The sequence below is a fragment of the Mesorhizobium sp. M3A.F.Ca.ET.175.01.1.1 genome, assembly GCF_004791945.1.
Taxonomy (GTDB): domain Bacteria; phylum Pseudomonadota; class Alphaproteobacteria; order Rhizobiales; family Rhizobiaceae; genus Mesorhizobium.
This window is the reverse complement of the sequence record NZ_SRTP01000006.1, coordinates 214,402-240,684: the sequence shown is the minus strand read 5'-3', so window position 1 is coordinate 240,684 and position 26,283 is coordinate 214,402. Positions and strand designations below refer to the sequence as shown.

General features: G+C 64.0%; 23 protein-coding genes and 1 pseudogene. 12 read left to right on the top strand and 12 right to left on the bottom strand.

Translation table 11 applies throughout. The features are described 5' to 3' along the window. Window positions 1-45: 45 nt before the first annotated feature. On the bottom strand, window positions 46-1,851 hold the full coding sequence (locus tag EN818_RS16900; protein ID WP_095806783.1) for an IlvD/Edd family dehydratase: 1,806 nt from the start codon (window positions 1,849-1,851) through the stop codon (window positions 46-48). A gap of 150 nt (window positions 1,852-2,001) precedes the next feature. Between EN818_RS16900 and EN818_RS33640 the strand changes: the two are divergent. Then, a pseudogene (locus tag EN818_RS33640) lies at window positions 2,002-2,142 on the top strand (SRPBCC domain-containing protein); the annotation flags it as partial. Next, a complete protein-coding gene (locus EN818_RS33635) occupies window positions 2,132-2,491 on the top strand; it encodes an SRPBCC domain-containing protein (protein WP_348631412.1) in 360 nt (119 codons plus the stop codon). The pseudogene EN818_RS33640 and the gene EN818_RS33635, both read left to right, overlap by 11 nt. Window positions 2,492-2,567: 76 nt before the next feature. On the opposite strand, the gene EN818_RS16890 is transcribed toward EN818_RS33635, so the two are convergent. Further along, the gene (locus tag EN818_RS16890) at window positions 2,568-3,752 is read right to left on the bottom strand and encodes an Mrp/NBP35 family ATP-binding protein (RefSeq protein WP_095806615.1); all 1,185 of its coding nucleotides are present in this window, start codon (window positions 3,750-3,752) and stop codon (window positions 2,568-2,570) included. Between the two features lie 216 nt (window positions 3,753-3,968). Here EN818_RS16890 and EN818_RS16885 point away from each other — a divergent pair, with 216 nt between their 5' ends. Next, window positions 3,969-4,346 carry a VOC family protein gene (locus EN818_RS16885; RefSeq protein WP_095806784.1) on the top strand — a complete coding sequence of 126 codons (378 nt, stop codon included), beginning with the start codon at window positions 3,969-3,971 and terminating at the stop codon, window positions 4,344-4,346. A gap of 19 nt (window positions 4,347-4,365) precedes the next feature. Here the strand turns inward: EN818_RS16885 and EN818_RS16880 are convergent, their stop codons facing one another. Both EN818_RS16880 and EN818_RS16875 read right to left on the bottom strand, forming a co-directional pair. Then, entirely contained in the window at window positions 4,366-5,370 is a 1,005-nt protein-coding gene (locus EN818_RS16880) for an inorganic phosphate transporter (protein WP_095806616.1), read from the bottom strand. Between the two features lie 3 nt (window positions 5,371-5,373). Continuing rightward, window positions 5,374-6,015, bottom strand: a complete 642-nt coding sequence (locus EN818_RS16875; protein ID WP_095806617.1) for a DUF47 domain-containing protein — start codon at window positions 6,013-6,015, stop codon at window positions 5,374-5,376. Window positions 6,016-6,196: 181 nt separating this feature from the next. On the opposite strand from EN818_RS16875, the gene EN818_RS16870 reads away from it, so the two are divergent. The 7 genes from EN818_RS16870 (at window position 6,197) to EN818_RS16840 (ending at window position 13,592) form a co-directional block, all read left to right on the top strand. Next, window positions 6,197-7,102 carry a LysR family transcriptional regulator gene (locus EN818_RS16870; RefSeq protein WP_129553510.1) on the top strand — a complete coding sequence of 302 codons (906 nt, stop codon included), beginning with the start codon at window positions 6,197-6,199 and terminating at the stop codon, window positions 7,100-7,102. A gap of 120 nt (window positions 7,103-7,222) precedes the next feature. Then, a complete protein-coding gene (locus tag EN818_RS16865; protein WP_095806618.1) occupies window positions 7,223-7,702 on the top strand; it encodes a formate dehydrogenase subunit gamma in 480 nt (159 codons plus the stop codon). Next, window positions 7,699-9,255: an NADH-quinone oxidoreductase subunit NuoF gene (locus tag EN818_RS16860; protein WP_095806619.1), complete on the top strand. Its 1,557-nt coding sequence runs from the start codon at window positions 7,699-7,701 to the stop codon at window positions 9,253-9,255. The genes EN818_RS16865 and EN818_RS16860 overlap by 4 nt, the downstream gene beginning before the upstream one ends. A gap of 10 nt (window positions 9,256-9,265) precedes the next feature. Next, entirely contained in the window at window positions 9,266-12,178 is a 2,913-nt protein-coding gene (gene fdhF / locus EN818_RS16855) for a formate dehydrogenase subunit alpha (protein ID WP_095806620.1), read from the top strand. A gap of 58 nt (window positions 12,179-12,236) precedes the next feature. Next, window positions 12,237-12,461, top strand: coding sequence for a hypothetical protein (locus tag EN818_RS16850; protein ID WP_095806621.1), 225 nt, complete (start codon window positions 12,237-12,239; stop codon window positions 12,459-12,461). Beyond that, window positions 12,458-13,288, top strand: a complete 831-nt coding sequence (fdhD, locus tag EN818_RS16845) for a formate dehydrogenase accessory sulfurtransferase FdhD (RefSeq protein WP_095806622.1) — start codon at window positions 12,458-12,460, stop codon at window positions 13,286-13,288. Before EN818_RS16850 ends, fdhD begins: the two co-directional genes overlap by 4 nt. Beyond that, window positions 13,278-13,592 carry a formate dehydrogenase subunit delta gene (locus EN818_RS16840; RefSeq protein WP_095806623.1) on the top strand — a complete coding sequence of 105 codons (315 nt, stop codon included), beginning with the start codon at window positions 13,278-13,280 and terminating at the stop codon, window positions 13,590-13,592. Before fdhD ends, EN818_RS16840 begins: the two co-directional genes overlap by 11 nt. Before the next feature lie 337 nt (window positions 13,593-13,929). Here EN818_RS16840 and EN818_RS16835 read toward each other — a convergent pair whose 3' ends face one another. From EN818_RS16835 to EN818_RS16795, 8 genes are all read right to left on the bottom strand, one after another. Continuing rightward, window positions 13,930-14,415, bottom strand: a complete 486-nt coding sequence (locus EN818_RS16835; RefSeq protein WP_129553511.1) for an ester cyclase — start codon at window positions 14,413-14,415, stop codon at window positions 13,930-13,932. Window positions 14,416-14,600: 185 nt separating this feature from the next. Then, complete coding sequence (locus tag EN818_RS16830) at window positions 14,601-16,028, bottom strand: gamma-aminobutyraldehyde dehydrogenase (RefSeq protein ID WP_129553512.1); 1,428 nt, start codon at window positions 16,026-16,028, stop codon at window positions 14,601-14,603. A 210-nt stretch (window positions 16,029-16,238) separates the two neighbouring features. Beyond that, complete coding sequence (locus EN818_RS16825; RefSeq protein ID WP_095806626.1) at window positions 16,239-17,054, bottom strand: ABC transporter permease; 816 nt, start codon at window positions 17,052-17,054, stop codon at window positions 16,239-16,241. Beyond that, the gene (locus EN818_RS16820) at window positions 17,044-17,949 is read right to left on the bottom strand and encodes an ABC transporter permease (RefSeq protein ID WP_176478388.1); all 906 of its coding nucleotides are present in this window, start codon (window positions 17,947-17,949) and stop codon (window positions 17,044-17,046) included. The genes EN818_RS16825 and EN818_RS16820 overlap by 11 nt, the downstream gene beginning before the upstream one ends. Window positions 17,950-18,235: 286 nt before the next feature. Beyond that, window positions 18,236-19,234 (bottom strand): ABC transporter ATP-binding protein, encoded by a 999-nt coding sequence (locus EN818_RS16810; protein ID WP_095806628.1) that lies wholly within the window; start codon window positions 19,232-19,234, stop codon window positions 18,236-18,238. A 194-nt stretch (window positions 19,235-19,428) separates the two neighbouring features. After that, window positions 19,429-20,583, bottom strand: a complete 1,155-nt coding sequence (locus tag EN818_RS16805) for an ABC transporter substrate-binding protein (RefSeq protein WP_095806629.1) — start codon at window positions 20,581-20,583, stop codon at window positions 19,429-19,431. Between the two features lie 206 nt (window positions 20,584-20,789). Beyond that, window positions 20,790-21,701 carry a LysR substrate-binding domain-containing protein gene (locus tag EN818_RS16800; protein ID WP_095806630.1) on the bottom strand — a complete coding sequence of 304 codons (912 nt, stop codon included), beginning with the start codon at window positions 21,699-21,701 and terminating at the stop codon, window positions 20,790-20,792. Window positions 21,702-21,782: 81 nt separating this feature from the next. Beyond that, window positions 21,783-22,547 carry a DeoR/GlpR family DNA-binding transcription regulator gene (locus EN818_RS16795; protein ID WP_095806631.1) on the bottom strand — a complete coding sequence of 255 codons (765 nt, stop codon included), beginning with the start codon at window positions 22,545-22,547 and terminating at the stop codon, window positions 21,783-21,785. 383 nt (window positions 22,548-22,930) lie between these two features. Here EN818_RS16795 and EN818_RS16785 point away from each other — a divergent pair, with 383 nt between their 5' ends. Together EN818_RS16785 and EN818_RS16780 are read left to right on the top strand one after the other, a co-directional pair. After that, complete coding sequence (locus EN818_RS16785) at window positions 22,931-23,830, top strand: phosphotransferase family protein (RefSeq protein ID WP_095806632.1); 900 nt, start codon at window positions 22,931-22,933, stop codon at window positions 23,828-23,830. Continuing rightward, a complete protein-coding gene (locus EN818_RS16780) occupies window positions 23,827-26,283 on the top strand; it encodes an FAD-dependent oxidoreductase (RefSeq protein WP_095806633.1) in 2,457 nt (818 codons plus the stop codon). The genes EN818_RS16785 and EN818_RS16780 overlap by 4 nt, the downstream gene beginning before the upstream one ends.

Sequence of the window (26,283 nt, the reverse complement as noted above, 5' to 3'; positions counted from 1 at the left end):
CCCGCCTGCCGGCAGGCCGCCCCGTTTGACCCTACTGAATACAGGTCAGTGGTTGTCGCGCGGCACGCCCCTGGTATGCGCGACGTCCTGGTACTTCACTGCCGGCTTCAGCACCATGCCGGCCGAGAACTGGTCGACCATGCCGCGCTGGATCTCCTGCCACGGCGTCTGGTGCTCGGGATAGTGATAGCCGCCATTGCCCTGCAAGGCTGCGCGCCGCTTGGCGATCTCCTCGTCGCTGACCAGGATGTTGGCCGTGCCCTTCTTGAGGTCGATGCGGACGCGATCGCCGGTCTTGAGCAGCGCAAGGCCGCCGCCGATCGCCGCTTCCGGCGAGGCGTTGAGGATCGACGGCGAGCCGGAGGTGCCGGACTGGCGGCCGTCGCCGATGCAGGCGAGCGCATGGATGCCCTTCTTGATGAGGTGGGCCGGCGGCTGCATGTTGACCACCTCGGCTCCGCCCGGATAGCCGACCGGACCGGCGCCGCGCATGAACAGGATCGTATTCTCGTCTATGCCTTGCGCCGGATCGTCGATACGGGCGTGATAGTCCTCCGGCCCGTCGAACACCATGGCGTTGCCCTCGAAGGCCTCCGGATCCTTCGGATTGGACAGATAGCGCTCGCGGAATTCCGGCGAGATGCCGCTGGTCTTCATGATCGCGGAATCGAACAGGTTGCCCTTCAGGTTGATGAAACCGGCATTGGCCTTCAGCGGCTTGTCGATGCTGCGGATGACATCGTGATTCTCGTTGACCGCGCCGCGGCAATTGTCGCCGATCGACCTGCCGTTGGCAGTGAGGGCATCGGGGTGGGGGAGCACGCCGCCCCTCATCAGTTCGGCGACAACCGCGGGCACACCGCCGGCATGGTGATAGTCCTCGCCGAGATACTCGCCCGTCGGCTGCAGGTTGACGATCAGCGGCACGTTGAGGCCGACCTTCTGCCAGTCGTCATTGTCGAGCGGCACACCGAGATGACGGGCGATCGCGTTGAGATGGATCGGCGCGTTGGTTGAGCCGCCGATCGCCGAGTTGACGACGATGGCATTCTCGAAGGCCTGGCGGGTCATGATGTCGGAAGGCTTCAGGTCCTCATGCACCATGTCGACGATACGCCTGCCTGTCTCGTAGGCGATCTGGCCGCGCTCGCGATAAGGCGCGGGGATGGCGGCCGAACCCGGCAGTTGCATGCCGAGCGCCTCGGCCAGCGAGTTCATGGTGGTGGCGGTGCCCATGGTGTTGCAATAGCCGGTCGAGGGCGCCGAGGAGGCGACGATGTCCATGAACTCGTCATAGTCGATCTCGCCGGCCGAAAGCCGCTGGCGCGATTCCCAGACGATGGTGCCCGAGCCGGTACGCTTGCCCTTGTGCCAGCCGTTGAGCATCGGCCCGACCGAAAGTGCGATGGCCGGAATATTGACGGTGGCCGCTGCCATGAGCAGCGCAGGCGTGGTCTTGTCGCAGCCGATGGTCAGCACGACGCCGTCGAGGGGATAGCCGTAAAGCACCTCGACCAGACCGAGATAGGCGAGGTTGCGGTCGAGCGACGCAGTCGGCCGCTTGCCGGTTTCCTGGATCGGATGACACGGGAACTCGAAGGGAATTCCGCCCATCGACACAATGCCCTCGCGCACGCGCTTGGCAAGCTCGAGATGGTGGCGGTTGCAGGGCGAGAGATCCGACCCCGTCTGGGCGATGCCGATCAGCGGCTTGCCGGACATCAGTTCGGCACGCGTCAGTCCGTAGTTGAGGTAACGCTCGAGATAGAGCGCCGTCATGCCCGGATTGTCGGGATTGTCGAACCACTCCTGCGAGCGAAATTTCTTCTTCTTGGTTGGGGCGCCGGCCATCATGGTCTCCGTATTTGTATGACAAATCGATATGACAACGCGTGCATGCAAGCAAGAGGCAGCCGCGCCACGAACCCGCACTTTGGTGCGATAGACATATAGCGGGGCCCGCGCTAGGACCAATCGGAGCCAGCAATCCGGGAGGTTTTGATGGCTTTGGTGATCGAAGGCGAGGAGCGCATCGCCGCACCCCTGCAAAAAGTGCGGGAAGGGCTCAACGACCCTGCCATCCTGAAGGAGGCCATTCCCGGCTGCCAAGGTCTCGAAAAGAAATCCAACACTGAGATGGCTGCTACCGTGGTGCCGAAGATCGGGTCGATCAAAAGGCGACGTTCAACGGCCGGTCACGCTGAAGAATCTCAAACCGCCGCATTCCTATACGATCCAGGGCGAAGGCAAGGGCGGTATCGCCGGCTTCGCCAAGGGCGGCGCCGATGTGACGCTGGCTGCCGACGGTGCGGACACGACGATCCTGAAATATGCGGCGATGGCCGATGTCGGCGGCAAGATCGCCCAGCTCGGCAGCCGGCTGATCCGAGTCGACGTCGAAGAAGCTTGCCGGTCAGTTCTTCTCGACGTTCGGCCAGAAGGTTGGCGCGTCGCGCTGAAAACGGATCCAGGCGGCGCGCTTGTCTTATGACTTTGCTTGCCGAATGGGCGAGAAAGAACCGCTGCACAGTTTTGCGCACATGCAGTAATGCTCCCCGAAAGCAGGGTCACTCGAACACGATCGACGGCACGGCGGCTTCCGCCGCGCCGCGCTCCTCCTGAACCCTGTTCCAGACCTTCGAAGCGATGTCGCGATAGATCCTGGCCTCGGCACCCTCCGGCTTGGAAGCAACAACCGGGGCGCCGGCGTCGGAGCTTTCGCGGATACCCATCTCGAGCGGCACCTCGCCAAGGAAAGTGACGCCGAGCCGTTCGGCCTCGCGGCGCGCTCCGCCATGGCCGAAAATGTCGTAGCGCTTGCCGGTGTCGGGGGCGAGGAAATAACTCATGTTCTCGACGATGCCGAGCAGCGGCACATCGACCTTCTTGAACATGTTGAGGCCCTTGCGGGCGTCGATCAGGGCGAGATCCTGCGGCGTCGAGACGATTACGGCTCCGGCAAGCGGCACCTGCTGCGCCATGGTGAGCTGGGCGTCGCCGGTGCCGGGCGGCATGTCGACCACCAGCACGTCGAGCTGGCCCCATTCGACTTCGCGTAGCATCTGCGTAAGCGCCGACATCACCATCGGGCCGCGCCAGATCATCGGCGTCTCCTCATCGACGAGGAAACCCATCGACATCACCTTGAGGCCGTAATTCTGCATCGGCTTCAGGATCTTGCCGTCGACGGTCTGCGGCCGGCCGCGGATGTTGAGCAGCCGCGGCATCGACGGGCCATAGATGTCGGCATCGAGCACGCCGACCTTCAGCCCGTTGGCGGCAAGGCCGAGCGCCAGGTTGACGGCAGTCGTGGATTTGCCGACGCCGCCCTTGCCGGAGGCAACCGCGATGATCGCATCGATGCCGGGCACGCCGCGCTTGCCGTGGCTCTGCGAAGCCGGCGCCTGCGGCACGGCACGCTGCGGCGCCGCCGGTGCAGCGGGCCGTGGCGGCGCTGCCTGCGACGACTGGCGGGGCGGGACCGGCGCCTCCATGCCGCCGCCCTTCTTCTCCGCGGTCAACGCGACGACGGCGTTTGCGACACCCGGAATCGCCTTGACCGCACGCTCGGCGGCTGCGCGCAACGGCTCCAGTTCCTGGGCGCGGGCAGCGGGCACGGTGATCGAGAAAAACACCTTGGAGTCGGCGATGAAAATCTCGGAAACCATTCCGAGATCGACGATGTTGCCGGTGAAGTCCGGCCCGTTCACCGTCTTCAGACGCTCGATGACGGATTCCTTGGTGACGGCCATGATCTTTCCTCAGCTTTATGCGTTCCAGATAGTGCAGTTTCCCGGCAGAACCAAGCCGTGGCGCAGCGGCGCACCCGGCGTGCCAAGGGAGAGATCGGCAGGTGCCCGAAGTGCGGAAGGCTCCGGCGAGGCAGGAGTTCCATGGCCAATCGGATCATGCGCCCTATGTCGATCCGTGAGCGACGTGGGCGCGACAATCCGCAGGAGGAGACAGCCATGCTCGAAAACAGCAATGCTACAGCCAACCTGGCGGTGAAGGACCTGGAAAGGGCCAAGGCCTTCTATGAGGGAACGCTGGGGCTCAAGAAGGTGGACGAGATGGGGGAAGAACTGGCCGTCTACAAAAGCGGCGACACCAACATCAACGTTTATCATTCGGAATTCGCCGGAACCAACAAGGCGACGGCTGTGACCTGGACAGTCGGGAGCCAGATCGACGCAATCGTCCAGAAGCTGAAATCGAAGGGCGTCGCATTCGAGCACTATGAGATGCCCGGCCTGACTCTCGCGGGCGACATTCATGTCGGCCACGGCATGAAGGTGGCCTGGTTCAGGGATCCCGACGGCAACATTCTGTGCCTTGCGGGCGAGTAGGTTCGGCGGGCGGTCCGCGTCAGCCCGCCAGGCGCGTGGCCAAATAGGTGAGAGCCGAAATGGCGGCGGTGGCCGGCAGGGTGATCACCCACGCCACCACGATATTGCCGGCTATGCCCCAGCGCACGGCCGAGACGCGGCGGGCGGCGCCAACGCCGATGATGGCGCCGGTGATGGTGTGCGTGGTCGACACCGGCACGCCAAGCCAGGTTGCGGCAAACAGCGTGATGGCGCCGCCCGTCTCGGCGCAGAAGCCCTGCATGGGATTGAGCCGCGTGATCTTGGAACCCATGGTGTGGACGATGCGCCAGCCGCCGAACAGCGTGCCCAGCGCCAGGGCTGACTGACAGGTGATGACCACCCAGAGCGGCACGTAGAAGCTCTGGCCGAGCATGCCCTGCGAATAGAGCAGCACGGCGATGATGCCCATGGTCTTCTGCGCGTCGTTGCCGCCATGGCCGAGCGAATAGAGCGAGGCGGAAAAGAACTGCAGGACACGGAAGGAGTTGTCGACGGCGAACGGCGTCTGGCGCACGAACAGCCAGGAAACGACGAGCACAAGGATGAGCGCCAGGACGAACCCCGTCGCCGGCGAGAGCACGATGGCGGCGATCGTCTTGCCGAGCCCCGACCAGACGATGGCGCCGATGCCGGCCTTGGCGACGCCGGCGCCGACCAGTCCGCCGATCAGCGCATGCGAGCTGCTCGAGGGAATGCCCGCGATCCAGGTGACGATGTTCCAGACGATGGCGCCGACCAATGCGGCGAAGATCACCGCCGGCGTGACGATGCTGGCGTCGACAATCCCCTTGCCCACGGTCTCGGCGACGTGCAGGCCGAAGAACAGGAAGGCGATGAAATTGAAGAAGGCCGCCCAGAACACCGCGTAATGCGGCCTGAGCACCCGGGTGGAAACGATGGTTGCTATCGAGTTGGCAGCGTCGTGCAGGCCGTTGAGGAAATCGAAGAACAGCGCGACAGCGACGAGGCCGACCAGCAGGGGAAAGGCGATCGTAGCGTCCATCGCCTATACGTTCTCGATGACAATGCCGCTGATCTCGTTGGCGACGTCCTCAAAACGATCGACCACCTTTTCGAGCTCGCCGTAGATCTCTGAGCCGATCAGATAGGCCATGGCATCGCTCTTGCCGTGTTTCCTGAAGAGATCCTTCAGCCCCTGTTCGTGCAGATCGTCGGCCCTGCCCTCGACGCGCATGACCTCTTCGGCGATGGCGTTCAGCCGCGCCGTGTTCGCCCCGACCTTGCCGAGCAACGGAATGGCCTCGGCCACCAGCCGCGCGGCCTGGACGATGACACTGCCCATTTCCTGCATCAGCGGATCGAATTCTCGCTTCTCGAACAGCTTCACCGTCTTGACTGTCTTGTGCATCATGTCGATGGCGTCATCCATCGATTGGATCAGATCCTTGATGTCGCCGCGATCGAAGGGCGTGATGAAGGATCGCCTGACGGCAAGCAGCACCTCGGCGGTGATGGCGTCCGCCTCGTTCTCGAGATCGATGATCTTCTGGCACCAGCGGTCGATGTCCTTGCCCTGGAGAAGCTGCTCGAGCGCCTCGGCGCCGCCGACCACGGTGCGAGAGTGTCGCTCGAACAGATCGAAGAAGCGGTCCTCGCGCGGCAGCAGTCTGCGAAACCAGCCCAGCATGTCCTTCTCCCGTCGCGGCAGATTCTATTCCCTGACATAACGCCGCAATGCGCCTTGGGAAACAGTGAGCCGGCTGAAAGATGTGGATGCGGCCGATTGCAGATGCGGCTTGCGGTGCAAGAGGATTTCCCCGACCTTGCGCGGAAGGATCGGATCAAAAGTCCACAACGGTCTCCGCAGCATGATCGACAAGCTGGAATTCTTCATCGCGCTCGCCAAGGAAGAGCATTTCGGCCGGGCGGCGGAAGTGTGCGGCGTTACCCAGCCGACGCTGTCGGCCGGCATCAAGCAGTTGGAGGAACAGCTTGGCGTCATGCTGGTGCTGCGCGGCTCGCGCTTCCAGGGCCTGACCCCGGAAGGCAAGCAGGTGCTGGTGTGGGCGCGGCGCATCGTCGGCGACTCGAGGACCATGCGCGAGGAGATGCGCGCGGCGCGCCATGGCCTTTCGGGTCGCATCCGCATAGCGGCGGTTCCCACGGCGCTCGCCATGGTGGCGCGGCTGACGACGCCGTTTCGCGAAAAGCACCCGGGCGTCACTTTCTCGATCCTGTCGCGCACCTCGATCGAGGTGCTGTCGCTGCTCGGCAATTTCGATGTCGATGCCGGCATCACCTATCTCGACAACGAACCGCTCGGGCGCGTCACCAGCGTGCCGCTCTATGACGAACGCTACCAACTGATCACGGCGATCGGGAACCCCTATTCCGACCGCGACAAAGTGACGTGGTCCGAAATCAGCCAGCTGCCGCTCTGCCTGTTGACGCCGGACATGCAAAACCGCCGCATCATCGATCAGCATCTGGCAGAAGCCGGAGTCCAGGTCCGGCCGACGCTGGAATCCAACTCCATGATCGTGCTGTTCTCACATATCCGGACCGGCAAATGGTCCTCGATCATGCCGCTTAACCTCGCGGAAACATTCGGTTTTTCCGAGCCGATCCGGGCCATACCGATCGTCGATCCGGATGCCAGCCACACGGTCGGGCTGGTGGCGGCCCCTCGCGAGCCGCATACACCTTTGGTGCAGGCGCTGCTGGACGAGGCGATGGCGCTGGCAGACGATATCCGCGCCCACCGCATGCGTTAGACAATGCAGGCTGAGCGAGCTCGATAGAAATTTTCTATCAAGCAACGAAACAGCTTTATTGATCTCGGAGGTTTCCTCTGATTTCGTAAGGGCTTAGCGAAGAACCAGGGAGGGCGCTGCATGCCGATGCAGCCTGCAAGTACCGAGATCGCGTCGCGCACAGCGGCGATCATCGAGGAATTGAAGGACCTCGAAGGTCCGCTGCTGCCGATTCTCCACGGCATTCAGGAAGAGTTCGGCCATGTGCCGCAGGCGGCCCTGCCGGTCATCGCTGACGGGCTGAACCTCTCCAGGGCCGAGGTGCATGGCGTCGTTACCTTCTACCACGATTTCCGCGCCCAGCCCGCCGGCCGCCATGTGCTGAAGCTCTGCCAGGCCGAAGCCTGCCAGTCGATGGGGTCGGATGCCGTCGCCGCCAAGGTCAAGCAACTGCTCGGCATCGGTTTTCACGAGACCACCCGCGACGGATCGGTTACACTGGAGCCGGTCTACTGCCTTGGGCTTTGCGCCTGCTCGCCATCGGCAATGCTGGACGGCGAAGTGATCGGCCGGCTCGATGACGAGAAGATCGAAGAGATCGTCGCGGAGGTGCGTTCATGATCCCGCGCATCTATATCCCCGCCGATTCGGGCGCGCTGGCGCTCGGCGCCGAAAAGGTCGCCATAGCGATCGAGAAAGAGCTCAAGGAGCGCGGCGTCGAGGCCAAGATCGTGCGCAACGGGTCGCGCGGCGCCTATTTCCTGGAGCCGATGGTCGAGGTAGCGACCGCGGAAGGCCGCGTCGCCTACGGGCCGGTCAAGCCGTCCGACGTGAAAAGCCTGTTCGACAGCGGCTTCCTCAAGGGCGCTCCCCACAAGCGCTGGCTCGGCGCACCGGACAAGATCCCCTTCCTCGCCAAGCAGACGCGGCTGACCTTTGCGCGCTGCGGCGTCATCGACCCGTTGTCGCTCGACAATTACAAGGCGCATGGCGGCCTTAGAGGCCTGCAGAATGCAGTCGTCATGGCGCCGGCCGAGATCGTCAGCCAAGTCACCGAATCCGGCCTGCGCGGCCGCGGCGGCGCAGGGTTTCCGACCGGCATAAAGTGGAAAACGGTGCTGGATACGGCATCGGAGCGCAAATATATCGTCTGCAACGCCGACGAGGGCGACAGCGCCACATTCGCGGACCGCATGATCATGGAAGGCGATCCGTTCGTGCTGATCGAAGGCATGGCGATCGCCGGCATCGCCACCGGCGCGACCAAGGGCTTCGTCTATATCCGCTCGGAGTATCCGCATGCGGTGGCGACGATGAACAAGGCTGTTGCGATCGCCCGCAAGGCGGGCGTCCTCGGCGTCAACGTGCTGGGTTCGCATCACGCCTTCGACATGGAAATCCGCGTCGGCGCCGGCGCCTATGTCTGCGGCGAGGAAACCTCGCTGTTGAACAGCCTCGAAGGCAAGCGCGGCGTGGTGCGCGCCAAGCCGCCGCTGCCGGCCATTCAAGGCCTGTTCGGCAAGCCGACGGTGATCAACAACGTCATCTCGCTGGCCTCGGTGCCGATCATCATGGACAAGGGCGCCGCCTTCTACAAGGATTTCGGCATGGGCCGCTCGCGCGGCACAATCCCGATTCAGATCGCCGGCAACGTCAAGCATGGCGGCCTGTTCGAGACGGCCTTCGGTCTGACGCTGGGCGAGATCGTCGACGAGATCGGCGGCGGCACGGCCTCCGGGCGCCCGGTGAAGGCGGTGCAGGTCGGCGGGCCGCTCGGCGCCTATTTCCCGCGCGCGCTGTTCGACACGCCGTTCGACTACGAAGAATTCGCCAAGCGTGATGGACTGATCGGCCATGCCGGCCTCACCGTCTTCGACGACAGCGCCGACATGATGAAGCAGGCGCGCTTTGCCATGGAATTCTGCGCCATCGAAAGCTGCGGCAAGTGCACGCCCTGCCGCATCGGCTCGACGCGCGGCGTGGAGGTTCTCGACAAGGTCGCCGCCGGCATCGAGGCGGAGAAGAACCTCGCTTTGGTCACCGACCTCTGCAACACGATGAAGTTCGGATCGCTCTGCGCGCTGGGCGGCTTTACGCCCTATCCGGTGATGAGCTCGATCACGCATTTCCCCGAGGATTTCAAGCCGGCGCCGGCGCGCGCGGCTGCTGAATAGGAGCTGGCAGATGAACATCAAAGCCGACTTCCCGACACTGATCGAAGAGATCGACTACGGCACTCCGCAATCGCGGTCCGAAAAGCAGATCACGCTGACCGTCGATGGCCAGAGCATCACCGTGCCGGAAGGCACTTCGATCATGCGCGCGGCGATGGAGGGCGGGGTGGAGATCCCGAAGCTCTGCGCCACCGACATGCTGGACTCCTTCGGTTCGTGCCGCGTCTGCCTCGTCGAGATCGAAGGCCGCGGCGGCACGCCGGCCTCCTGCACGACGCCGGTCGGCGAAGGCATGGTGGTGCGTACCCAGTCCGACCGCCTCGACGCCATTCGCCGCGGCGTCATGGAACTCTACGTCTCCGACCATCCGACCGGCTGGAACGAGAAGGCCGGAACCGGCGCCAGCGAGTTCGACGTGTTGGCGAAGTCCGTCGGTCTCGCCGAGAACCGCTACGGCGTCGAAGGCCGCAATCACGTCAAGGAAGAGAATGGGGTCGCGCCGGGCCATGGCTCTTTAGCCGTCGACTACATCGCCCGCGACGAATCCAACCCGTATTTCACCTACGACCCGGCGCAGTGCATCGTCTGCTCGCGCTGCGTGCGCGCCTGCGAAGAGGTGCAGGGCACCTTCGCGCTGACCATCGAGGGCCGCGGCTTCGAATCACGCATGGTCGCCGGCATGCACGAGGATTTCATCGCCTCCGAATGCGTCTCCTGCGGCGCCTGCGTGCAGGCCTGCCCGACTGATGCGCTGCGCGAGAAGACGGTACTCGAAAAGGGCATGCCGGAGCGCTCGGCCGTGACCACCTGCGCCTATTGCGGCGTCGGCTGCTCGTTCAAGGCCGAAGTGAAGGGTGACGAGGTCATCCGCATGATGCCCTATAAGGACGGCAAGGCGAACCACGGCCACTCCTGCGTGAAGGGCCGTTTCGCCTATGGTTATGCCACGCACAAGGACCGCATCCTGTCGCCGATGATCCGCGAGAAGGTCAGCGACCCGTGGCGTGAAGTGAGCTGGGAAGAGGCGATCGCCCACACGGCGAAGGAGTTCCGGCGCATTCAGTATCAGTACGGACGCACCGCGATCGGCGGCATCACCTCCTCGCGCTGCACGAACGAGGAGACCTACCTCGTCCAGAAGCTGGTGCGGCAGGGCTTCCGCAACAACAATGTCGACACCTGCGCGCGCGTCTGCCATTCGCCGACCGGCTACGGTCTGGGCCAGACCTACGGCACCTCCGCCGGCACGCAGGATTTCGATTCGGTCGAATTCACCGACGTCGCCGTGATCATCGGCGCCAATCCCGCTTCCGCCCATCCGGTGTTCGCATCGCGGCTGAAGAAGCGGCTGCGCGAAGGCGCCAAGCTGATCGTGCTCGACCCGCGCCGTACCGAGATGGTCAAGTCGGCGCATATCGAAGCGGACTATCACCTGCCGCTGAAGCCCGGCACCAACGTTGCGGTGCTGACGGCGCTGGCGCATGTCATCGTCACCGAAGGGCTGTTCAACGAGGCGTTCATCCGCGAGCGCTGCGACTGGGCCGAGTTCCAGGACTGGGCCTCCTTCGTCGCCCTGCCGGAAAACAGTCCGGAAACCGTCGGCAAGCTGTCCGGCGTCGATCCGGAACTGATCCGCGGCGCGGCGCGTCTCTACGCCAAGGGGGGCAATGGAGCGATCTATTACGGCCTCGGCGTGACCGAACACAGCCAGGGCTCGACCACGGTGATGGCGATCGCCAACCTGGCCATGGCCACCGGCAATATCGGCCGGCCGGGCGTCGGCGTGAACCCGCTGCGCGGCCAGAACAACGTGCAGGGCTCCTGCGACATGGGCTCCTTCCCGCATGAGTTGCCGGGCTATCGCCACATCTCGGGCGAGGCGGTTCGCGACATCTATGAGAGCCTGTGGGGTGTGAAGCTCGACGACGAGCCGGGCCTGCGCATCCCCAACATGCTGGACGCCGCCGTCGACGGCTCGTTCAAGGGCATCTACATCCAGGGCGAGGACATCCTGCAGTCCGATCCGGACACCAAGCACGTGGCCGGCGGCCTCGCCGCGATGGAGTGCGTCGTCGTGCACGACCTGTTCCTCAACGAAACCGCCAATTACGCGCATGTCTTCCTGCCGGGCTCGACCTTCCTGGAGAAGGACGGCACCTTCACCAATGCCGAGCGCCGCATCAACATGGTGCGCAAAGTGCTGGAGCCGAAGGCGCGCTACGCCGACTGGGAAGCGACGCAGGAGCTTGCCCGCGCCATTGGGCTCGACTGGAACTATCAGCATCCGTCCGAGATCATGGACGAGATCGCCAAGACGACGCCGAGCTTCGCCAACGTCTCGTTCGAGCTGCTCGACCGCGTCGGCTCGGTCCAGTGGCCCTGCAACGACAAGGCGCCGCTCGGCACGCCGATCATGCATATCGACGGCTTCGTGCGCGGCAAGGGCAAGTTCATCCGCACCGAATATGTGGCGACGGACGAGAGAACCGGACCGCGCTACCCGCTGCTGCTCACCACCGGCCGCATTCTGTCGCAGTACAATGTCGGCGCGCAGACCAGGCGCACCGAGAACGTCATGTGGCATGCCGAGGACCGGCTGGAGATCCATCCGCATGACGCCGAGAACCGCGGCATCCGCGAGGGTGACTGGGTGCGGCTGGTAAGCCGCTCCGGCGAGACCACGCTGAGGGCGCAGATCACCGACCGCGTGTCGCCCGGCGTCGTCTATACGACGTTCCACCACCCGGACACCCAGGCCAACGTGATCACCACCGACTTCTCGGACTGGGCGACCAACTGTCCGGAATACAAGGTCACCGCCGTCCAGGTATCGCCGTCCAACGGCCCGACCGACTGGCAAAAGGACTATAACGAGCAGGCGCGGCAGAGCCGCCGCATCGCCCCGCTGGAAGCGGCGGAGTAGTCGCTGACAACCTCGCCTTCGAAGGGTTGGGGCGAGGTTACACTTACGGAGTGGCACGGTGACGCGAAAGGATGCTTACGAGAGACTCCTTCACCTCTGCGAAAAGCAAGGGGCCGAGCTCGATGGCTTTCTTGGCGATATCCAAAATCAGGCGGCCAAAGACGACTTCGACAAATTGCGGCGAATAGTCGCTAACATAATGGGCAAGGGGCACTACGAAGCGTTCGAGTCCATTGCGCGCGACGTTCCTGAGCTGACACCCAGCTGGATGAAGCGGGTCTGATGCACAAGCGTCCGGCCATATCGCAGATCTCGCGGTTGGCGCATCGCGCCGGCGGCACTGCGGCTGCGAACCGGATGGTGCCGGAGGAAACGCCGGTGGCGTTCTCCTATGCCGGCACGACCCATGCAGTGATGATGGCAAGTCCAGCCGATTTCGAGGATTTCGCGCTCGGCTTCTCGCTGACCGAAGGCATCGTTGCTGACCGGCAAGAAATCGAAGCAATCGAAGTCGAGGATCTTGGCGCCGGCATCGACATCCAGATCAAGCTGAAGGACCAGGCCAACACGCGCTTCCAGGCGCGGCGTCGCAGGCTGGCCGGGCCGGTCGGCTGCGGGCTGTGCGGAATCGAATCCATCGAGGAGGCGATGCGCTCGGTCGACGAGGTCGGTTCGTCGAAACTTACGCTTGACGCGGAGGATATCACCCGTTCGGTCCGGCTGCTGTCGAAGCTGCAGCCTCTGCATAGCGAAACCGGTGCGGTGCATGCTGCGGGTTTCTACGTGCCGGGCAAGGGCATCGTCATGGCGCGCGAGGATGTCGGCCGCCACAATGCCTTGGACAAGCTCGCTGGCGCGCTGGCGAAAGCCGGCATCGACGGTGCGAGCGGCGCCGTCGTGGTGACCTCGCGCGTCTCGGTGGAGATGGTGCAGAAGACTGCCGCGATAGGCGCCGCCGTCATCATCGCGGTTTCGGCGCCGACCGCCCTTGCCGTCCGCACCGCGGAGGCCGCCGGCATGACGCTGGTGGCGCTGGTGCGCGGCGACGATTTCGATATTTTCACCCACCCCGACCGCGTGACTTCTGGAGTTGCCAAGCATGTCGCATGACGAAGACCACATCACGAGCACGCGGGAAAAGCTGGTGCGCATGGCCAACCAGATCGCCGCGTTCTTCCATTCGAAGCCGCGCGAGGAAGGCATTGCCGGCGTCGCGGAGCACATCAACAAGTTCTGGGAGCCGCGGATGCGGCGGCAGTTGTTCGAGATGCTGGACGGCGGCACCGAGCATTTCGACGACCTGGTGATCGCAGCCTCTGCCAAAATAAAGCGCCCGCCGACGCCGGAGCAGGCCGACAACAGTCTCGGCTATGCCGGGCCCATTCGCGCCGAGAGCACATCGCCGCAGCAATAGCCCCGGCGCCCGCCTCCCGAACGCCAAACTATTGTATTCCAGCCCCCTAAAGCGCATCGTCCTGAAACGGATCCAACGGATCCAGGTGACGCGCCTTAGGTCTTTGTTTTGATGCATGTCGTTTTCGCTAAACCGCTGCACACTTTTGCGCGACATGCAGTAACGCTTGGCTGCCGCCGACGGCCGGCCTCTGCTATGGTCGAAATGGAACCCTACGTCGTGTGGGGCCACAGCCTGTGGACTCATGGCGCCAGGCTGGAACACCCCCTCGTCCGTCTCGGCGTCTGCGCGCCGATCCACCGCGCCGGACTCCACAAGGGGAGAGGGGAGTCCGCCGCTACATCAGGCCAAGCTGCTTGTAGAAGCCGAGCGCGTCGTAATAATCGCTCTGGGTCGCGATCTTGCCGTCCTTGACCTGGAACATCGAGGCGCCGGTGAAGGAGAATTTCTTGCCCGTGGCGGCAGTTCCGTCGGCCCAGGCACCGGTGTTGGTGCCTGCGAACTCCCATTCGAAGGATACACGGTCGCCGTCGACCATGGGCCTGCCCTTCATCGTCCAGACCGCATCGGGCACGGCTTTGAGGAAGTTGTCGATGACGCCCGTCTTGGCGGCGTCCCTGCCCACGACCGGCTTGCCGACGGAAGCGTCATAGTAGGTGACATCGTCGGCGAAATAGCTGGCGGCCTTGGCCGAATCATGCGCGTTCCAGGCCGCGACATAGGCCTCGACTACCGATTGCGCGGTTTCCCCCGCGAAGGACGGTGCCACGGCAAGAAGCGTCGCGGCGATGGCTGCTGATGTCAGAAACTGGCGGCGTTGCATTGTCTTCCTCCCTCGGTTGAATGCTTTGCCTGCTTCTCCTTCTCCCCTTGCGGGGAAGGTGACCGAGCCAAAGCTCGGTCGGATCGGGATGTTTCCGGCTTGGCGCCAAGCCTTCCCCCTCACCCGGATTGCCAACCGGTTTGCGAAAAGCAAATCGGCGCAATCCCGCAAGGGAGGTAGAGTGGCTATCCGTGCGCCACCATCACATGGCGAACGGCGGTGTAATCCTCCAATGCGTAAAGCGACATGTCTTTGCCGTAGCCGGACTGCTTCACCCCGCCATGCGGCATCTCGTTGGTCAGCATGAAATGGGTGTTGATCCAGGTGCAGCCATATTGCAGGCGCGCCGCCGTCGCCATGGCGCGCGAGACGTCCTTCGTCCACACCGACGAAGCAAGGCCGTAATCGCTGTCGTTCGCCCAGTTCACCGCCTCGTCGACTTCCGCGAAACGGGTGACCGAGACGACCGGGCCGAAGACCTCGCGGCGCACGATCTCGTCTTCCTGCAGGGCGCCGGCAACAACGGTCGGCTGGTAATAGAAGCCCGAGCCCTCGCCCGGCTTGCCGCCGGTGGTGATCTCGATGTGCTTCAGTTCCGAGGCGCGCTCGACGAAGCTCGACACGCGATCGCGCTGGCGGCGCGAGATCAGCGGCCCGATCTCGTTCTCGGTGTCGTCGGCGTGATTGTACTTGATGGTCGAGACCGCCGAGGAGAGGTCGGCGACAAGCTTGTCGTAGACCTTCTTGCCGGCATAGATGCGGCAGGCGGCGGTGCAGTCCTGGCCGGCATTGTAATAGCCGAAGGCACGCAGGCCGTTGACCACGGCGCCAAGGTCGGCATCGTCGAAGACGATCACCGGCGCCTTGCCGCCGAGTTCCAAATGCGTGCGCTTGACCGATTTGGCCGCCGCCTGCAGCACCTTCTTGCCGGTGGCGACATCGCCGGTGATCGAGATCATGTTGATCTTGGCATTGTTGATCAGCGTGTTGCCGACGCTGTCGCCACGGCCGAGCACGACGTTGACGACGCCCTCGGGCAGAATGTCGGCGAGAATCCTGGCGAGTTTCAGCGCCGTCAGCGGCGTCTGCTCGGACGGCTTGAAGACGACCGTGTTGCCGCCGCCGATCGCCGGCGCCAGCTTCCAGGCCATCATCATCAGTGGATAGTTCCAGGGCGCGATGGAGGCGACGATGCCGATCGGGTCGCGCCGCACCATCGAGGTGTGGCCGGGCAGATATTCGCCCGCGACCTGGCCGGGCATCGAACGCACCGCGCCGGCGAAGAAGCGGTAGCAGTCGACGATCGCCGGTATCTCGTCATTGAGGACGGCGTTGATCGGCTTGCCGCAGTTGAGCGCCTCGAGTGCTGCGAACTCCTTCGCTTCAGCCTCGATGCGGTCGGCGATCTTCAGGAGATAGCCGGAGCGCTGCGCCGGCGTCGTGCGCGACCAGCTGGCCAAGGCTTTCCCGGCCGCCGCCACCGCGGCCTCGATCTGGGCCGGGCTCGCTTCCGGCAGATTGAGAATGGTCGCTCCGGTTTTCGGATTGAGGATCGGCTCCTCGGCTTCGGTGCCCTTGGCGAATTTCGAGCCGATCAGCATCTGGGTGTCCATGGGGTTCTCCTTGAAGAGAAGTGAATGGTGAATGGTGAGTAGTTAGTAGTGAGTAGTGAGCAGTGAGCAGTTGGTCGGATTTCTGATAGGTTTTCGACTGATTACTCCTATATCGCTCCACCACTTTCTACCAACTACTCACTAATCCCCACTCACTAGCCACCATTCACCACTCACTATTCACTATTCACCATTCACCATTCACCTGTTTCATTTCCCACCCCCCGCGATCTGGTCGCCGTCGCGGGTCAGGTAATAGGCAAAGAGGATCGGCAGCAGCGTCACCAGCACGACGACCATGGCCACGACATTGGTCACCGGACGCTGGCGCGGGCGGATCAGTTCCTCGAGCATCCAGATCGGCACGGTCTGCTGCTGGCCGGCGGTGAAGGTGGTGACGATGACTTCGTCGAAGGACAGTGCGAAGGCCAACATGCCACCGGCGAGCAGTGCCGTGGCGATGTTGGGCAGCACGACATGCCGGAAGGTCTGGAAGCCATCGGCACCAAGGTCCATCGAGGCCTCGATCATCGATCCGGAGGTGCGGCGGAAGCGGGCCACGGCGTTGTTGTAGACGACGACCACGCAGAAGGTGGCGTGGCCGAGCACGATCGTCCAGAACGAGAACGGGATGTCGGCGAGCGCGAAGGCCGAGCGCAGCGCGATGCCGGTGATGATGCCGGGCAGCGCGATCGGCAGGATGACCAGCAGCGAGATGGTCTCGCGGCCGAAAAAACGCGTGCGCGATACCGCGGCGGCGCACAGCGTGCCCAGCACCAGCGCGATCGCCGTCGAGATCGCCGCGACGCGGATCGACAGCGACAGCGCCTCCCAGACATCCGGCCGGTTCCAGGTGACGGCGAACCATTGCGTGGTGAGTCCGGGCGGCGGCCAGACGAAGCTCTTCTCTTCGGTGGTGAAGGCGTAGACGAAGATCAGGACGATCGGCAGATGCAGGAAGAGCAGGCCGCAGGCGGCGGCGATCTTCAGGCCGAGCGGAGCGGATTGGCCGCGATCAGAGCGCATCGAAGGCCCCCATGCGCTTGGCACCCCAGAGGTAGAAGCCCATGATGACTATGGGCACCACGGTGAAGGCGGCGGCTAAGGGTATGTTGCCGGCGGTGCCCTGCTGCGAATACACGGCTTGGCCGATGAACAGGCGCGAAGTGCCGATGATCTGCGGGATGATGTAGTCGCCCAAAGTCAGCGAGAAGGTGAAGATCGAGCCGGCGACGATGCCGGGCAGCGCCAGCGGGAACAAAACGTTGCGGAAGGTCTGGCCGGGCGAGGCGCCGAGATCGGACGAGGCCTCGACCAGATTGCCGGGCACGCGCTCGAGCGCTGCCTGGACGGGGAGGATCATGAAGGGCAGCCAGACATAGACGAAGACGATGAAGGTGCCGGTGAAGGACACCGACAGCGAGTTGCCGCCGACGATCGGCAGCGACAGCCAGGCGTCGAGCAGCCACAGAAGGTTGAGCTTGGCGAGCAGCCAGGTGAGGATGCCTTCCTTGGCGAGGATCAGCTTCCAGGCATAGATCTTAACCAGATAGCTCGACCACAAGGGCAGCATGACGCCGAGATAGAACAGCGCCTTCCAGCGGCCGCGCGCATAGCGCGCCGCGTAATAGGCGATGGGGAAGGCGATGACCGCCGAGGCGAACGTGACCAGTGCGGCCATCGTCACCGTGCGCAGGATGATGTCGAGATTGGCGGCCTGCAACAGGTCGCCGTAAGTCTTCAATGTGAACTCGCGGTTGATGAGACCGGAGAATTCGTCGATCGAAAAGAAGCTCTGCAAAAGCAGCGCGAAGAGCGAGCCGATATAGACGATGCCCAGCCACAGCACCGGCGGCAGCAGCATCAGCAGAAGCAGAAGCTTCGGCCGGCGCCAGAAGAGGTCGGACAGCGCGCCGCGCATGCCGCCGCTGCCCGGCAGGATGGCGGGGGCGGGGCTGGAATCGAGCGCGGCGATGGTCATGACGCCGCCCCGTCTTGGCGGAGGTGATATGAGGAGAAGCCGCGATCCTTCGCGCCCCCCTCTGTCCTGCCGGACATCTCCCCCTCTAGGGGGGAGATTGGCTGTCGCTTCTGCTTTCGCCAACCTCCAACGTGGCGGAATTGGCGAGGCCGAGAAACTGCTGATCTCCCCCCTTGAGGGGGAGATGTCCGGCAGGACAGAGGGGGGTGCCGCGCGCAAACCTTTGTCATGCCTGCTCGTCCATCAGATGCAGGCTCTCGCGATTGAAGGTGAGCATCACCGCTTCGCCCTCGGCCGGCAGCTCGGTACCGGCCGGCACCATGGCGTGGAGCCTGAGCCCATCGGCATCGAGCGCCAGCCTCGTCGTGGCGCCCAAATAGTTGGTCGCGACCATGCGCGCGGCGACGCCGTCGCCGCTCGTCGCACGCGTGACGCGAATGGATTCGGGGCGCAGGCTGCCCCAGCGGCGCTGGCCTGAATAGCGCTGGACGAAGTCCGGTGGCAGCACGTTGGAGGAGCCGACGAAATCGGCGACGAAGCGCGTCCTCGGCCGCTGGTAGATGTCCTCGGGCGTGCCGACCTGCATGATCCGGCCGTCGTTGAAGACGGCGACGCGATCGGCCATGGACAACGCCTCGCCCTGATCATGGGTGACGAAGACGAAGGTTATACCGAGCACCTTCTGCAGCGATTTCAGTTCCTCCTGCATGTTCTCGCGCAGCTTGAGGTCGAGCGCGCCGAGCGGCTCGTCGAGCAGCAGCACCTTGGGCTGGTTGACCAGCGCACGCGCCAGCGCGACGCGCTGGCGCTGGCCGCCGGAGAGCTGGCCGGGGCGGCGCGCGCCGTAGCCCGGCAGGCGCACCATCGACAGCGCCTCTTCCGCTGCCTTCAGCCTCTGCGCCTTGCCGATGCCCTTGACCATCAGGCCGTAGGCGACGTTGTCCAGCACATTCAGGTGCGGAAACAGCGCGTAGTCCTGGAACACGGTGTTGACGTTGCGCCGATAGGGCGGCACGCCTTCGGCGCGCTCGCCGAAGATCGAGATCGAGCCGGCGGTCGGCTGCTCGAAGCCGGCGATCAGGCGCAGGCAGGTTGTCTTGCCGGACCCCGAAGGGCCAAGCATGGCGAAGAACTCGCCCGGCGCGATATCGAGATCGACCGCGTCGACGGCACGCACGCTGCCGAAATGGCGCGAGACTTGTTTGAAGGAAACGGCGGCGGTCATGAGCTGCCCTGAAGGTTCAGGCTTTCAAATTCGGGCGTCTGCGCTGCTGCCCCTCATCCGCCTGCCGGCACCTTCTCCCCGTAAAGGAGGGGGAGAAGGGACAAACTCCAGCGTTGGCGACCCCCTCTCCCCGTTCTTCAGGGGGGAGAGGGTAGGGGTGAAGGGCAGCGCCAACTTTTGAAGGCTAGGCGAATCTACCGCCCGCCGATGACGCCGATATAATCCGACACCCAGCGGTAATAGGGCACGCACTGGCCGTTCTGGCTGGCGCATTTCGACACCGGCGTCTTCCAGAACTTGATCTTGTCGAAATTGTCGTAGCCGTTGGTCTTGCAGCCCTCGTCGCCGAGCAGTTCATTGCCCTTGCAGGCCGCCGGCACGACCGGCAGCGAGCCGAACCAGGACGAGACGTCGCCCTGGACCTTCGGCGACAGCGAGTGCTCGAGCCACATATAGGCGCAGTTCGGATGAGCGGCGTCGGCCTCCATCATGGTGGTGTCTGCCCACCCGGTGACGCCTTCCTCCGGCACCGTCGAGGCGATCGGCTTCTTGGCGGCGACCAGCGTGTTGACCTGATACGGCCACGAGCCGGAGGCGACCACGCCCTCGTTCTGGAAATCGTCGACCTGGATGGCGGCATCATGCCAGTAGCGCCCGACAAGCGTGCGCTGCGTGCGGAGCAGGTCGAGCGCGGCCTTGTACTGGTCCTCGCTGAGCTCGTAAGGATCCTTGATGCCGAGTTCCGGCTTGTGGAACATCAGGTAGTTGGCCGCGTCGGCAATGTGGATCGGCCCGTCATAGGCCTGCACGCGGCCCTTGTTCGACTTGCCGTCGGGCAGCTTCATTTCCTCGAAGACGACATTCCAGCTCTTGGGCGCTTCCTTGAAGACATCGGTGTTGTACATCAGCACGTTCGGGCCCCACTGATAGGGAACGCCATAATGCACCTTGTCGACCGTGAACCAGGGAGCGTCCTTGAGGCGATCGTCGACCGTCTTCCAGCTCGGGACGAGGTCGATGTTGATGGGCTGCACGCGCTTGCCGGCGACGAGGCGCAGCGAGGCGTCGCCTGAAGCCGTCACGAGGTCGAAGCCGCCTTCATTCATCAGCGAGACCATTTCGTCCGACGTGTTGGCGGTCTTCACGTTGACCTTGCAGCCGGTCTCCTTCTCGAAGGCGGACACCCAGTCGTAGTTCTTGTCGGTTTCGCCGCGCTCGATATAGCCCGGCCAGGCGACGATATTGAGCTCGCCTTCGCCCTTGCCGAGTTCCTTGACCTGGGCGACAGCCTGACCCGAGAAGGTCAGCGCAACCGTCAACGCCGTGCATGACTTCAGGAATGCATTCATCGTCGATCTCCCATTTTGGCGCATGACCCCGAAACCGGGCCGGTGTTCGGACCTGGCTATGCGCAACCTGAACGCTGGAGCAGCACGCGCTCCGGCAGCCGCGTTCCCAAGCAGCTTTGTTCCTGAACGGAAAAGTGCTGTGAAAAATCCGCTTTCGCAAATTCATTTATCAGAAAGCCGATATCGGTTTTTCCGATATGCGCCTGTCAGATCCGCTGCCGAACCATGCGCTGCGACTGGGCGAGGCCGATGAAATCGCGCGCGGCCTGCGGCAGGCCCGAGCCGCGGCGCCAGACGGTGCCGACCTGGACAACCGGCAGGGTGCCGGAGATATCGCGGGATTCAATACGGTCACCTTCCAGCGACCAGGGCCGGTAGATGAGGTCAGGCAGCAGCGCAACGCCGGCTCCGGTGGCGACGAGGCTGCGCACGGCCTCGACCGAACGGGTGCGGAAGGCGACATGGGGCCTGGCGCCGATCGCCGCCAGCAGCTTGCCGGTGTTCTCCTCGATCTCGTCGACGGTGAGCATGATGAGCGGCTCCGAGGCAATGTCGCTGATGCCGATGATGTCGGCGCTGGCGAGCTTGTGACTGAGCGGCAGCCACAAGCGGTAGGCGGAGACCTCGAGGATTTCGGACTGCAGCGCGGTGCGGTCGCGCAGGTTGGAGGTCACCATGACGGCGATGTCGAGCTTGCCGCCGACCAGCAGGTGCTCGAGATAGTCGCCATTGTCCTCGATGGCCGATACCTCGACGCCCGGATAGGCGCGGCGGTAGCGGGCGAGCAGGTCGGACAGCACATAGCCTGCAACCAGCGAGGTGACGCCGAGCTGCAGCCGTCCGCCGGCCGTCAGCTGATCGCCGAGAAAGGTCCGGCGAGCGTCCGAGACATCGGCCAGGATCTTAGTCGCGTGGCGCAGGAACTGATGGCCCTTGTGGGTGATGTTGAGGCCGCGCGGATGGCGCTCGAACAGTTCGACGCCGAGATCGCTCTCAAGCTCCTTGATCGCCTCGGTGACGGAGGATTGCGAGATGGAGAGGTTCTGCGCGGCGCCCGACACCGTGCCCTGCTCGGCGACGGCGACGAAGAACTGCAGCTGGCGGATGGTGAAGGCCATGGGCCGACTAAACCACGCTGACGAGTGCCGAGGGAAGTGCTCGGCCGATCGATTGCTGCTCCAGGCAAGCCAGATGTCGCTTCAGTCGGCCGCAATGCTGAGGCGCGCGCCGGCCTGGCTGAGCGCGGCGGCAATGTCGCGCGGCGGCGGCTGGTCGGTGGCGAGCTCGGAAAAGCCATCGAAGCCGCAGACCTGGACCAGCCCCTGGCGGCCGAATTTGCTATGGTCGGTGACGACCAGCGAGCGCTGGCCGCGCGACAGCACCATACGGGCGAACTCCGCTTCCTCCAGCTCGTAGTCGGTCAGGCCGGCGGCGGCGTCGACCGCGCCGATGGAGATCACCGCATGATTGACCGAGAAACGGCTGACGAAGTCTATCGCCGTGACGCCGAAGGCCGCGCCTGAATCGCTGCGCAGCTCGCCGCCGGCCATGTAGACCTTGTTGCCGTTGACCGTCGCGAGCGTGCGGGCGATGTCGGAGGAATTGGTGACCACCGTCAGCCGACGGTGGCCGAGCAGTTCGCGCGCCAGGAAGGACGTCGTGGTGCCAGTGTCCAGCATGATCGACTCGCCGTCGCGGATGGTTGCCGCGACCATGCGGGCGATGCTGCGCTTGGCCTCGGCATTCTCGCGCATGCGGCGCTCGAACGGCGCCTCGCCCGCCATGGACGGCAGGCTGATGGCGCCGTGCATCTTCAGGATCGCACCAGCGTCGGTGAGCGGCCTGACGTCGCGCCGCACCGTCTCCAGCGACACGCCAAGCCGGTCAGCCAGGCTGGCAATGGTGATCGTGCCCTCCTCGCTCAGGAGCCGCAGGATCTCGCCATGCCGTTTCGAATGGATCATCGGGAAGCCGGAGTTTTGCCCGATTCTAAGGCATTCCTAACGCTTTTAAAGGAAATGCTTATGTTTTCGGGCAGAACCCCCAAAAAAGGTCACAGCTTTCAGTTGACAGCCAACTCACACTGGCGTGAGATCATTCCTGCGCAGGCTCGGAACTGCCACGAGAGGGTGATGGTGGGGCCGCAACCGACTGACCAGATCTTCTGGAAGGTGCCTGGCGCAAACATTTTCGAATCCGCGGGGGCGGATGCCGGGATCCGAAAACCTGGCCAAGGGGCTCGTCGGTGCGGTGCGGGATATCACTCCCGACGTCCCGCACCGACGAGGCTTCTCTGTTCTTTCTCACCATCGCATCGTCGACGGCCGGCTGACGCAGGAACAAACTCGTGAGTGCCCCCCTAACTGCCGAAGATCGCATCCGTGCCCTGCCCTGCTGGACCGGCAGCATCGAGATCGAGCCGCTGCCGGGCGGACTCAGCAATGAAAACTATGTGGTCAAGGATGCCGCCGGCAGGCATGTCGTGCGCTTCGGCCAGGACTTCCCGTTCCACCATGTCTTTCGCGAGCGTGAGGTGATGACGGCGCGTGCGGCGCATGCGGCCGGCTTCGCGCCGGCCGTGCGCTATGCCGAGCCCGGAATTCTGGTGACGCAGTTTCTTGGCGCCAGAACCTTTCTCGCAGAGGACGTGCGCGCCAATCTCCGCGATGTGGCCACGCTATTGCGCAGCTTCCATCGCGAGATGCCGAACCATGTCTCCGGTGCCGGTTTCATGTTCTGGGTGTTCCATGTCATTCGCGACTATGCGCGCACGCTGGAAGAGGGCGGCAGCCGCAAGAAGGATGAATTGCCGCGCTATCTGGAACTGGCGGACGAGCTCGAGCGGGCGCAGAAGCTGCTACCGATCGTGTTCGGCCACAACGATCTGTTGCCGGCAAATATCCTCGACGACGGCAAGAGGCTGTGGCTGATCGATTTCGAATATGCCGGCTTCAACACCGCCATGTTCGATCTCGCCGGAGCGGCGTCGAATGCCGGCCTGAGCAATGACGAGTCCTTCGCATTCCTGACGGCCTATTTCATGAAGGAGCCGGACGAGGCAATCCTGCGCTCTCACTCGGCCATGCAATGCGCCTCGCTGCTGCGCGAAGCGATGTGGAGCATGGTGTCTGAACTCTACCTCCACGCGCCGGGCATCGACTACGTCGCCTATACCGAGGAGAACCTGAGGCGGCTCGATGCGGCGCTGGAGAACTACCAGACGAAGTACGGAAAATTGAAGCCATGACGAGCTTGCCAAGCCATGCCGGGATCGTCGTCATCGGCGGCGGCATCATCGGCTGCTCGACGGCCTACCATCTCGCGCGTGACCACAAGGCCGACGTGGTGCTGCTCGAGCAGGGCAAGCTGACCTCAGGCTCGACCTGGCACGCGGCCGGCCTGGTCGGGCAGTTGCGATCGTCGGCCTCGATTACGCGCGTGCTCAAATATTCGGTCGAGCTCTACAAGGGGCTCGAAGCCGAGACCGGGCTCGCCACCGGCTGGAAGATGACCGGGTGCCTGCGGCTGGCGACCAACGCCGACCGCTGGACCGAATTCAAGCGCCTGGCGACGACGGCCAAGAGTTTCGGCATGGACATGCAGCTTCTGTCGCCGGCCGAGGTGAAGCGGATGTGGCCGCTGATGGAGACCGGCGACCTCGTCGGCGCCTCCTGGCTGCCGACCGACGGCCAGGCGAGCCCGTCCGACATCACCCAGTCGCTGGCCAAGGGCGCGCGGATGCATGGCGCGAGACTCTTCGAGGAGGTGCGGGTCACCGGCTTCGAGATGAAGGACGGGCGCATCACGGCGGTGAAGACCGAAAAAGGCGACATCGCCTGCGACAAGGTGGTGAACTGCGCCGGCCAATGGGCACGCCAGGTCGGCGCGATGGCCGGCATCAACGTGCCGCTGCAGCCGGTCAAGCATCAGTACATCATCATTGAGAAGATCGAGGGGCTGGCCAGCGATGCGCCGACGATCCGCGACCCCGACCGCCGCACCTATTTCAAGGAGGAGGTCGGCGGGCTGGTGATGGGCGGCTATGAGCCGAATCCACAGGCCTGGACGACCAGCCTGCCCGGGGGCGACGTTCCCAGCGACTGGGAATTCCGCCTGTTCGACGACGACTACGATCACTTCGAGCAGCATATGGCGCAGGCGATCGAACGCGTGCCGGCGCTCGCCAATGTCGGCGTCAAGCAGATGATCAACGGGCCGGAGAGCTTCACGCCAGACGGCAATTTCATCCTTGGCGTGGCGCCGGAGTGTTCCAACATGTTCGTCGGCGCCGGCTTCAACGCCTTCGGCATTGCCTCGGGCGGCGGCGCCGGCTGGGTGCTGGCGCAATGGGTGGTCGACGGCGAAGCGCCGCTCGATCTGTGGGTGGTCGACATCAGGCGTTTTTCCAACCTGCACCGCGACCGCGACTGGGTCCGCGACCGCACGCTCGAAGCCTATGGCAAGCACTACACGATCGGCTTCCCGCACGAAGAATATATTTCGGGCCGGCCCCGCATCGTCTCGCCGCTCTACGAGCGGCTCAAGGCGCGGCGCGCCGTCTTCGGCTCCAAGCTCGGCTGGGAACGACCGAACTGGTTCGCGCCCAAGGAAATGGCTGCCGAAGACATCTACTCGATGGGACGGCAGAACTGGTTCGACCCGGTCGGTGACGAACATCGCCATGTGCGCGAAAGCGTCGGCGTCTTCGATCAGTCGTCCTTCGCTAAATATGAGGTGGCGGGCGCCGATGCGTTGAAGGCGCTGGACTGGATCTGCGCCAACGACATCAGCAAGCCGGTCGGCCGGCTGACCTACACGCAGCTTCTCAACACGCGCGGCGGCATCGAGGCGGACCTGACGGTGGCGCGGCTCGGCGAGGCCAGGTTCTACATCGTCACCGGCACCGGCTTCCGCACGCATGATTTTTCCTGGATCGGCGATCATGTCGGCAAGGGCCTGGACGTGGCGCTGAAAGACGTCACCGAGGACTACGGCACGCTGTCGCTGATGGGGCCGCGTGCCCGCGATGTGCTGGCCGCCGTGACGGATGCGGATGTTTCCAATGCGGCCTTCCCGTTCGGTCACGCGCGCGAGATATCGATTGCCGGCCACGCGGTGCGGGCGCTGCGCGTGACCTATGTCGGCGAGCTCGGCTGGGAACTGCATGTGCCGATTTCCGCCACCGGCGAAATCTTCGATGCGCTGATGAGGGCCGGACAACCGCACGGCATTCGGCCTGTCGGCTATCGGGCGCTGGAGTCGCTCAGGCTGGAAAAGGGCTACCGTGCCTGGGGATCCGACATCACGCCGAACGACACGCCACAGGAGGCCGGGCTCGGCTGGGCGGTGAAGCTCAGGAAGAACACCGACTTCGTCGGGCGGCGTGCGCTGGAGAAGCAAGCCGGCAAGCCGCTGACCAAGCGTTTTGCCGGCTTCACAGTCGATGATCCGCAGATCGTTCTCGTCGGTCGCGAGACCATCCTGCGCAATGGCGAGCCTGTCGGCTACCTCACCAGTGGCGGCTATGGCTACACGGTGACCAAGAACATCGGCTATGGCTATGTGCGCAACGCCGACGGCGTCAGCGACGATTTCCTCACCTCTGGCAACTATGAACTGGTGGTGGCGATGGATCGAACGCCGGCAAGGATCCATCTCCGGCCGATGTACGATCCGGCGGGAGAGAAGATAAAAGGCTAG

Excerpts from the sequence above, each read along its gene's own strand:
- EN818_RS16810 (WP_095806628.1), bottom strand. The coding sequence starts at position 19,234 with ATGACCGCCGCCGTTTCCTTCAAACAAGTCTCGCGCCATTTCGGCAGC.
- EN818_RS16830 (WP_129553512.1), bottom strand. The coding sequence starts at position 16,028 with ATGGACACCCAGATGCTGATCGGCTCGAAATTCGCCAAGGGCACCGAA.
- EN818_RS16860 (WP_095806619.1), top strand. The coding sequence starts at position 7,699 with ATGATCCCGCGCATCTATATCCCCGCCGATTCGGGCGCGCTGGCGCTC.
- EN818_RS16865 (WP_095806618.1), top strand. The coding sequence starts at position 7,223 with ATGCCGATGCAGCCTGCAAGTACCGAGATCGCGTCGCGCACAGCGGCG.
- EN818_RS16835 (WP_129553511.1), bottom strand. The coding sequence starts at position 14,415 with ATGCAACGCCGCCAGTTTCTGACATCAGCAGCCATCGCCGCGACGCTT.
- EN818_RS16825 (WP_095806626.1), bottom strand. The coding sequence starts at position 17,054 with ATGCGCTCTGATCGCGGCCAATCCGCTCCGCTCGGCCTGAAGATCGCC.
- EN818_RS16780 (WP_095806633.1), top strand. The coding sequence starts at position 23,827 with ATGACGAGCTTGCCAAGCCATGCCGGGATCGTCGTCATCGGCGGCGGC.
- EN818_RS16820 (WP_176478388.1), bottom strand. The coding sequence starts at position 17,949 with ATGCGCGGCGCGCTGTCCGACCTCTTCTGGCGCCGGCCGAAGCTTCTG.
- EN818_RS16885 (WP_095806784.1), top strand. The coding sequence starts at position 3,969 with ATGCTCGAAAACAGCAATGCTACAGCCAACCTGGCGGTGAAGGACCTG.
- EN818_RS16795 (WP_095806631.1), bottom strand. The coding sequence starts at position 22,547 with ATGATCCATTCGAAACGGCATGGCGAGATCCTGCGGCTCCTGAGCGAG.
- EN818_RS16880 (WP_095806616.1), bottom strand. The coding sequence starts at position 5,370 with ATGGACGCTACGATCGCCTTTCCCCTGCTGGTCGGCCTCGTCGCTGTC.
- fdhF (WP_095806620.1), top strand. The coding sequence starts at position 9,266 with ATGAACATCAAAGCCGACTTCCCGACACTGATCGAAGAGATCGACTAC.
- EN818_RS16870 (WP_129553510.1), top strand. The coding sequence starts at position 6,197 with ATGATCGACAAGCTGGAATTCTTCATCGCGCTCGCCAAGGAAGAGCAT.
- EN818_RS16875 (WP_095806617.1), bottom strand. The coding sequence starts at position 6,015 with ATGCTGGGCTGGTTTCGCAGACTGCTGCCGCGCGAGGACCGCTTCTTC.
- EN818_RS16890 (WP_095806615.1), bottom strand. The coding sequence starts at position 3,752 with ATGGCCGTCACCAAGGAATCCGTCATCGAGCGTCTGAAGACGGTGAAC.
- EN818_RS16900 (WP_095806783.1), bottom strand. The coding sequence starts at position 1,851 with ATGGCCGGCGCCCCAACCAAGAAGAAGAAATTTCGCTCGCAGGAGTGG.
- EN818_RS16800 (WP_095806630.1), bottom strand. The coding sequence starts at position 21,701 with ATGGCCTTCACCATCCGCCAGCTGCAGTTCTTCGTCGCCGTCGCCGAG.
- EN818_RS16840 (WP_095806623.1), top strand. The coding sequence starts at position 13,278 with ATGTCGCATGACGAAGACCACATCACGAGCACGCGGGAAAAGCTGGTG.
- EN818_RS16805 (WP_095806629.1), bottom strand. The coding sequence starts at position 20,583 with ATGAATGCATTCCTGAAGTCATGCACGGCGTTGACGGTTGCGCTGACC.